Source organism: Streptosporangium sp. NPDC051022, from assembly GCF_040683035.1.
In the GTDB taxonomy this organism is placed as follows: Bacteria; Actinomycetota; Actinomycetes; order Streptosporangiales; family Streptosporangiaceae; genus Streptosporangium.
In genome coordinates this window covers 1-7,819 of the sequence record NZ_JBFBCF010000070.1, presented here as the reverse complement: position 1 = coordinate 7,819, position 7,819 = coordinate 1, and the positions used below count along the sequence as shown (strand labels likewise).

Sequence of the window (7,819 nt, the reverse complement as noted above, 5' to 3'; positions counted from 1 at the left end):
CCACTCTCAGGGGTAGCTATCCGAGTAGGAGGGCCCGGACCGTCATGGTTCGGGCCCTCTACTGCGTTACTGCAATACTGCGTTACTGTCTTTACGTTGTAAAGACAGGGCCCTGGAGAGCTGCACGGCGAACAGCTGGCCATTGTTGACCGAGATGAACCCCTTGCCATTGCCGAACCGGCGAACTCTGCGCCGGACCTTCCGACGACGTGTCGGCCCGACACGCTCTAGGAGCTGAGCACCCGCCAGGCCCACGACGAGCTCTTTGGGCCGAGCCTGCCCGCCCCGAGTGCGCGCCACGGCGACCTGTCGCGTGGTGCGCTGAGCATGAGCCCAGCGCCGAGCGATCCGCGCAGCGTGTACGGCGTCCTCGGGACTGACTTCGACAGGGACGGTCACGCGCTCCAGGTTCCAGTAGCCCCAGAATCGGCCCGGCCCCGCGCCCGGCTCAGTCCACTCGTCGGGGACGCAGTGCTGATACTCCTTGGCCTGGAACGCGCCGTGCTTGGTGAAGTACACCGCAGTTCGCTTGGGGTCCCGAGCTTTCAGGCCCTCGGCAAAGTCGACGCCGGTACCGGCTCTCTGGTGTCGCTCCCGCTCCTGGGGGTCTGGGTGGCCGACGATGTCAGCCCAGACGGCCGACAACCAGTCACGGAACGGCAGGCCCGCGCCGATGCGAGCAGCTGCTGTTGCGCGTGCCCCCGGAAGGCGAGACAGGCCATGCGGAGGGACCATCAGCAGGTGATAGTGAGGAGCGCCCCTCCGCTGAAACTCCAGCTTCCAAACGGCCTTCACCGGCTCGCCCCAGGCCTTTTCGTACCTCCTGCGGAACGCTTGGAGGTGACGCTTGGCCACCTTCCCGGAGGGGGCCACGGCCAGCCAGTCGCCGGGGTAGGTGAGCGTGACCATGGCGGGCAGCCTGGTTGGGTCTCCGAGCATGGGCCGGTAGTCGAGCTCGCAGAGAGCGCGGACCATGTTCGCCCGACTCTTGCGGGACCAGCCGGTCACTTCTCGAGTTGGCACCCGCTCGGGTAGTTCTTCACCGCGGGCGAGGTAGGTCGCGGCCATGTCGACATCGAGCTGTCGCGCGTGAAGGGCCCGTTCGTAACGGCGGTCTCGCCGGGCAAGGTCGGGTGCCTCGATCGCAAAAGCGCCGGCGGATATGACGATGCGCGGCCGTGGGCCTTCCTCACCCTGCCAAGTCGGCCGCGCGTCGAACAGGCGCGCGGCCATGTCGAGCCCGGCCGGAGACGGGAACTTTGGGCGCCAAAGATCCAGTATCGGCGATATTGGCGTGTCGGGTGCCGAAGACTGCACCGAGACGACGCCATGAGCTACGCTGTTCACGACGTTGGTTCCGCTTCTTTGGACAGAGGGCGAACCGCTTCGAAGGCCCGGCGTTGGCGCGCCGGGCTTTCACTTTTCCGAGACACCCTGACGTACGGCACGGTTGCGGTCACGGCGACACACCGGGCGATCACGCGGCATTCTCGGCACGATCGGTCCCAGTCCCGGCCCAGTCCCCGAGCTGGACGACCTTCCGGGCGTTCTCGACATAGGCCACCAGCTCTTCAACGTCCTCGTTCCGCACGTGGCCGAACCGAGCTCGCACGGCCCGCCGCGCGCCGGACTCGATGCTGAACAGCAGACCCGGCAGCGACTCGGGAATCTCATGCGACAGCGCGCCATAGTCCGTGGCGTCCTCGATGAGGGCCGCTTCGGTGTTGCTCTTGTTGGGCAGCCGCAGCGCGATCCGGCGCGTGAACAGGTCGCGGACCTGGAACACGTCCTTGGTCGGCTCCTGGATGGCTCCGAGCAGGATGAACCCGCCCGCCCGGCCTTGGGTCAGCAGGGCCCGCAACGCGTCTTCGATTTTGTCTCGGGTGCTGCGCTTCCAGATGGACAGCAGCGGCGCGAGCTCGTCAATGCAGATGAGCGTCAGGGGACGGTCCGGGCCGGGCTCGAAATCCCGCTCTCCCCGCTCGCCCAGGTCCGCCAAGCGCTCGCCCATCTCCCCGACGAGCCGTTGCAGCAGCTCCAGCACGTCGGCCTCATGCGCGGCGTAGTCGCTCGGGGCAACGATGGCTTTGGCCTGTGCCAGCTCCATCAGCTTGGGGTCGATGAACACCAGCCGCACCCACCCGGCCGCGATCGCCGGGGCGATGGCCCGCATGGCGTTCCATTCCAGCGACGCCTTCCCGGCCCCGCTCGACCCCGCAGCGGCAGTGTGGCCGCCCAGCAGGCTAATCGTGTACGGCTGGCCGAACTCGTCGCGGCCGACCGGGATACGCTTCCAGTCGATCGCCTGCACGCTGGCCGGGATGGCAGTGGCCGGTACCGGCTCCAGCAGAGGGTCACGCCGCATCAGCGCCAGCTCCAGAAGCCGCGGCTTGAGTCGCTTGATGACCAGACGCTCAGCCTTGAAGCCGAGCCGAAGCGCGTCGGCAGTCTCTTCGTGCTCGTAACGCTTGGGAGACTGACCGATCGGCATTTCCACCGTCAGGTGATCCCACCACGGCGTTGAGCGCACGTCTTTGAGCTTGGGCAGGTACACCTCACCCTTGGCCTGGATGGTCAGATCACAGCGGGTCAGCACCTTCTCCCAGGTGCGGCGGTAGATCCACCACTTGTTCCACCAGCTACGCGTCCAGGTGCCAACTGTGTTCTCGAAGGTGACCGGGTGCGCGGCCTTCCAGGTGGACAGGGCCACGAACAGGCCACCCGCGACCGTCGCGCAGAGCTGCCAGCCCAGCCAGGCCACACCTCCGGCCAGCGCTCCCGCTGTCGACGTGGTGCGCGGGTGACGTACGGCTTGGAGGGTCAGCCAGGCGATAAGGCGGGCGAGCTGCCGAGCGAGCCAGACGAGAATCCGGCCGATCGCGGAGAACAGGAAGTTGAACATGACGCCCCTTTCTGGACATGCAAAAGGGGAGCCACCCTGAAGACAGCTATGGAGGGTGGCTCCCCTGGCGGTGTTACTTGCGGTCGGCCTTCCACTTGCGAAGGTCCCGGTCGAGGGACTCCACCGAGGCCGACGCGCGGTCGACGTGACCCTGAATGCTGGTCATCGACTCCTGACACGCCAGCCCGGCCGCGAGCTCGCGGTCGATCTGCTGGGCGGAGTCGATGAGGCGGGCGATGCGCTCGATCTGGACATCGATCTCGTCAACGCGACTGGTGAGAGCGGACACGGTAACTACCCCTTGACGTAGTAGACGCGGACGCGGGAGAAGAGCTGGAACTCGTCGGCCGCGACGCTCACGGAGGTGTACGCGGCCTTCACCTGGTCGCGCGCCTCTTCCAGCGACCTCGCGTTGAACTCGGGGTTCCTGTTGCCGACGTTCTGAACCGAGCCGACCAAGCCCTGAACCATGCCCGCGAGCGTGGCCATCTCCTTGGCCAGGTGCCGCCTCCGGAGCTTGATCATGCGAAGGTTGCGGTAGAACTCGGCCCGGTCCTCGGCCCCCATCCGGGCATCGGCCACGATGTTGCCGAGCGCCCCTCGGACCAGCATCTTGCGCTTGGCCTTGCGGATCCGCTTGGGCTCGAAGTTGGTGCCCACGGGACGGATAGGCCGGGGCTTGGCTGCGGTTGCCATGATCTTCCTCTCAGGTCCACTGAACGCCAGAGCGGCCGCCCTGGCAGACCGAACACTTGGGGTCGGTGCAGCTGGAGATGTCGATTTCGCGGCAGCGCTGAATCTGCACGTATGTCATGCTGGGGACTCCTCTTCGTGAGGACCCGGGGCGCGTCGGTCTGGTCGATGGGCGCGCCCCGGATCACGAGATGGTCAGCGGAAGCTGACGATGACTTCCATGGCGAACTCGCCGGAGTCGAGCATCCGGGGCGCGCCCTCGTTCCAGATCACGGCCTGGTCGCGAAGCACGAGGCAGGCACGGGCGAGGTCTCCCGGCGTACCGGTCAGACGGACTCGCATCACGCGGCCTTCGTGTCGGTGTTCGCCTGGATCCCGGCCGCCCGGTACCAGACCTGAAGGCCGATGACCCGCTCCTCGCCGGTGTCCTTGTCCTTCTTGGTCTTCTCCATGACGCCGACCTCGAAGTCCTTGAACGCGATCGGGGTGTAGGGCATCAGGCCCTGGCCCGGGTTCCGCTGGGACGCGACTCCGATCTTCAAGACCTCGTTCTGCATGCCGAACGGCGTCTTGAACATGGCCACGACCTGCACGACCCACCTCGGGACGCCGTCCTTCGTGGTCTCCTGCACCTCCGAGCGGAACGGAAGCTTCGGCTCGCAGGACAGGAACGCGACACCGGCGAAGGTAGCGCTCTGGTCGATCTTGAAGTTCGTGAACACGGGTTCTCCCCTGGTAAGTGGGCTCTCTCGGCCCCGCTCTCTCTGGCACGGCCAGCGTATACGAAGTTACGTATACGCACAAGCCCTACGTATACGATAGGCTAAAAGCCCAGGTAAACAGCGATCAGAGAGGGATCACGACCGATGACAGAACCGGCTTACGTCCGGATCGCCGGCCACTACGCACGGCGCATTCGCACCGGAGATCTCAGACCGGGCACCCAGCTCCCCAGCTATGCAGAGATCGCTCAGCAGAACAGCGTGTCCGACATCGTCGTAAGGAAGGCCATCGAGCTTCTCCAAAGCCAGGGCCTGGTCCGATCAGTGCGACGTCGAGGTAACTTCGTCGCCGACCGGCCCACCCTTGCGCGCATCTCTCCGGAACGTCAGATGGAGAGCGCCGAGACTACGTTCAGGAACGAGTCGGACCATGACGTCCAGGTACAGCGCGACACGGCCCGGGTTCCGGCCGGGGAGGACCTAGCCGAAGTCTTCGGCATCGCGGCAGACGATGAGGTACTCCACACCGTTACCCGGGCAACCGAGGACGGCCGACCCATCTCGATCTCCGACACCTACCAGCCGTTGGACATCGCCGACATATCAAGTGCAGAGTTCCTAGAAGAGACCCTCTGCGACAAGCTTCCTACGTCGGCCCACGCTGCTTGGCTGAACACAACCCCCGGCGATCTCGTCAAGACGGTTCGACAGCAGTTCTTGACCGCAGACCGACGAACCATCATGGTCTCCGAGATCGCCTACCCCCGCGATCGTTACGACGAGTACGTGTTCCGAATGAGTCTCAGGTAAGGAGCGCAGCGTTAGGCCCGAACCCAAGCTTGCGCGACGTCTACCGAGTTCCACCAAGAAACGTGGTCTCGATCGACAGACTCCAAAGTCCAGTTAGCTGCCAGGCGGTCAAAGAAGGCGTCATCGCCAGTTTGACCGCCTTTGCTTTGCCCGACGAACACGAGCCGTTCGCCGCCTAGAGCCTCGAACGAGGCCAACGCACTCGACGCCATCGAGGCCCCCCAACCAGGCGGCCAACAGAGGAAGAGAACGGTATCCGTCGGCCTCTCGCTCACGCGTGCCGTGAAGCCCTCAAGATCCTCCACAGGGTGCCAGACATCGGCCTGCCCAGCGCTCCTACGGAAAGATGCGTTCTGCGCCCTATCCGGCGGCTCCGAGTCATATGCGTTGACGATCACTCCGGCGCGCGCCAGTTGCTTTGCCCAGTACCCCCGGCCCGCCCCAAGCTCTACGACCGGACCGCCATCGCAGAACCTAGAGATCCATTGGACGGTCTCCGGAGAAGGCACAGCGTAGGCATAGACGGCCTGCAGAATGATCTGTGCGAAGGCGAGCCTTGGACTACCTTCCGGCTTACCACCGTTCACCAAGCGCCGTCCTTCATTCCCTGAGACGGACGGCCCGACGATCTCCCAATAAGGATCCTCGCTTACATCATCCCCGCCGGTCATGTAGTGGATGAAACGCAGGTCAAAGGCGTGATCCGCTCGAACGTCGCCGGTTCCGGACAGCCTCACCGCCATATCGAGGTACTCGGCCACCTTGGGATACTCAGCTTGTAGCCGCTGTTCGTCGTCTAGCAGCTCAGCAAGCTCGCTGTGTCGCTCTGCACTCAGGATCAGGTCGGCCATCTCCGCATTGTTGCTCACCCTGACACCCTGTACCAACGCCCTGCTTGACCTGGTACTTCTTGCCCGGCTCAGATGTGGGGCCAGTTATGGCGCATATAACAAGCCCTGCGCCCCGGCGCTGGGCGCCGGGCCGGGCCGGTCACCCCAGAGGGGCCCCAACCGGCCCACCCAGCGCCGCCGGCCAAGGCCGGGGCTCTTCCCGCGGTAACCACATCCGGCCTGGTTAGCCTGCCGAGGTATGGCCACGACGTGGCCATACCGAGGCAGGGAAGCCCTCAAACGTGCGGCCAGGCCAAAAGGGTGGAAAAGCCGTGTCGGTTGCTCTGGAAGGTGCCTGGTCCCCCCCGCTCCCCGCGAGATGCCATGATGCGCGGCACCCGTCCCCAGTCAAGCCCGGCCGTGCGGATTGACATCCGAGTGACGTGGAAGGGGGGTGGCTCATGTACACGCGAGGCCGAGCTTGACAGTGGCCGGGCGGCAGTCGCGCCTCTGTCATCTAGCGGGGAGCGGGGGGGTGTGGGTGAGGGGGAAGCGCGTGCTCCTGGTCGAGCCGCGCGAAAGATCCGGAGGTCAGGACAGAAGTTGGAGCTCCACGACATTCGCAGTAGTGCAGTAATGCAGTAAATACGGCACCATGGATGTATGAGCCTCTTGAGCATCGCTCTCATCAACCTCAAGCCCGGCACGGGCAAGACCACGTCGGCCGTGTGGTTGGCACACGCCTTCCATGAGCTCGGGAAGCCCGTGCTCCTGGTCGACGCCGACCCGGCCGCATCCGCCCTGGAGTGGTCGGACCTCGCAGGCGGGTTCCCGTTCCGCATCATCGGCATGCCGACGAAGGAAGTCCACCGCCGCGTGCCCGAGGTCGCCCGGCCGGACGAGGTCGTCATCATCGATGCCCCGCAGATGGAAGACCATAAGGGCATCGCCCGGTCGGTTCTGCGGCTCGCTGACGAGCTGGTGATCCCGGTGGCACCTCATGGAATCGAGATCAACCGCATGAGCCCGGTCCTTGACGAGATCGAGGACATCCAGCCGATCCGTGAGCGTCCGGCCCGGGTCTCCGTGCTGCTCAACCGGATCAACCGCTCGTCGACGACCCACGTTGAGACGCGCGAGGATCTGACCGAAGACGGGTGGCACGTCCTCACGATGATGCTGCCGTTCGTCAACCTCTACAGCCAGAGCTTCGGGTTGCCCGTGGCCGCCAGGGCGACGGAGGCCGAGGCCCTCGCCGAGGAGCTCGCGAAGCGAGGTGGACTGTGAGCACCGAAGCCGAGAAGCGGCGCGAGGCACGGCGTCGAGCTGCACGACGGAGAGTCGAGCCGGACGCGGCCCCGGCCGGGGAGACCGCCATCAGGTCGAAGCCGGTCAGGATCACAATCGACCTGACGCCCGAGCTGTACCGGCACTTCACCGAGTGGACGAGCCGAGTCGCGAGAGACATCGACGCACCTCGCGTCACACATGCCGACGCCATCCGTGCCTTCATCCGGGTCGTTGCTACCGAGGACCAGGAAGGTACCGACCTCGCCGCCCAGGAGCAGACGCACTCCTCCATCGTTCGTAACCTCAGGCAGCAGTAATGCAGTAGTGCAGTAACGCAGTAGAAAGGCGGGATGCGATGAACGAGCCACTTACCAACGATCAGCGCGACGGCATCGCGTGCGTTGAGTGCGGTCAAGACGATCAGCCGATGGTCCCAGTTGGCCATCTGAACGGCGTACAGATCTTCGCCTGCACGACCCACTCTCAGGGGTAGCTATCCGAGTAGGAGGGCCCGGACCGTCATGGTTCGGGCCCTCTACTGCGTTACTGCAATACTGCGTTACTGTCTTTAC

At 65.0% G+C, this 7,819-nt stretch carries 10 protein-coding genes; 3 read left to right on the top strand and 7 right to left on the bottom strand.

Going from position 1 to position 7,819, the window contains the following annotated elements:
* Window positions 1–66 precede the first annotated feature (66 nt).
* From AB0N02_RS47025 to AB0N02_RS47000, 6 genes are all read right to left on the bottom strand, one after another.
* Window positions 67–1,347 carry a hypothetical protein gene (locus tag AB0N02_RS47025; RefSeq protein WP_363961663.1) on the bottom strand — a complete coding sequence of 427 codons (1,281 nt, stop codon included), beginning with the start codon at window positions 1,345–1,347 and terminating at the stop codon, window positions 67–69.
* Between the two features lie 130 nt (window positions 1,348–1,477).
* Window positions 1,478–2,902, bottom strand: coding sequence for an FtsK/SpoIIIE domain-containing protein (locus AB0N02_RS47020; RefSeq protein WP_363961661.1), 1,425 nt, complete (start codon window positions 2,900–2,902; stop codon window positions 1,478–1,480).
* A gap of 73 nt (window positions 2,903–2,975) precedes the next feature.
* On the bottom strand, window positions 2,976–3,191 hold the full coding sequence (locus tag AB0N02_RS47015; RefSeq protein ID WP_363961659.1) for a hypothetical protein: 216 nt from the start codon (window positions 3,189–3,191) through the stop codon (window positions 2,976–2,978).
* 5 nt (window positions 3,192–3,196) lie between these two features.
* The gene (locus tag AB0N02_RS47010; RefSeq protein WP_363961657.1) at window positions 3,197–3,598 is read right to left on the bottom strand and encodes a hypothetical protein; all 402 of its coding nucleotides are present in this window, start codon (window positions 3,596–3,598) and stop codon (window positions 3,197–3,199) included.
* Window positions 3,599–3,790: 192 nt separating this feature from the next.
* Window positions 3,791–3,937 (bottom strand): hypothetical protein, encoded by a 147-nt coding sequence (locus AB0N02_RS47005; protein WP_363961655.1) that lies wholly within the window; start codon window positions 3,935–3,937, stop codon window positions 3,791–3,793.
* Complete coding sequence (locus AB0N02_RS47000; protein ID WP_363961653.1) at window positions 3,937–4,317, bottom strand: hypothetical protein; 381 nt, start codon at window positions 4,315–4,317, stop codon at window positions 3,937–3,939. Before AB0N02_RS47000 ends, AB0N02_RS47005 begins: the two co-directional genes overlap by 1 nt.
* Window positions 4,318–4,461: 144 nt before the next feature.
* On the opposite strand from AB0N02_RS47000, the gene AB0N02_RS46995 reads away from it, so the two are divergent.
* A complete protein-coding gene (locus AB0N02_RS46995; protein ID WP_363961651.1) occupies window positions 4,462–5,127 on the top strand; it encodes a GntR family transcriptional regulator in 666 nt (221 codons plus the stop codon).
* An 11-nt stretch (window positions 5,128–5,138) separates the two neighbouring features.
* On the opposite strand, the gene AB0N02_RS46990 is transcribed toward AB0N02_RS46995, so the two are convergent.
* On the bottom strand, window positions 5,139–5,978 hold the full coding sequence (locus AB0N02_RS46990; protein WP_363961649.1) for a hypothetical protein: 840 nt from the start codon (window positions 5,976–5,978) through the stop codon (window positions 5,139–5,141).
* 642 nt (window positions 5,979–6,620) lie between these two features.
* Here AB0N02_RS46990 and AB0N02_RS46985 point away from each other — a divergent pair.
* Together AB0N02_RS46985 and AB0N02_RS46980 are read left to right on the top strand one after the other, a co-directional pair.
* Window positions 6,621–7,244: a ParA family protein gene (locus AB0N02_RS46985; RefSeq protein ID WP_363961647.1), complete on the top strand. Its 624-nt coding sequence runs from the start codon at window positions 6,621–6,623 to the stop codon at window positions 7,242–7,244.
* Window positions 7,241–7,564 (top strand): hypothetical protein, encoded by a 324-nt coding sequence (locus AB0N02_RS46980; protein WP_363961645.1) that lies wholly within the window; start codon window positions 7,241–7,243, stop codon window positions 7,562–7,564. Before AB0N02_RS46985 ends, AB0N02_RS46980 begins: the two co-directional genes overlap by 4 nt.
* Window positions 7,565–7,819: the final 255 nt, after the last annotated feature.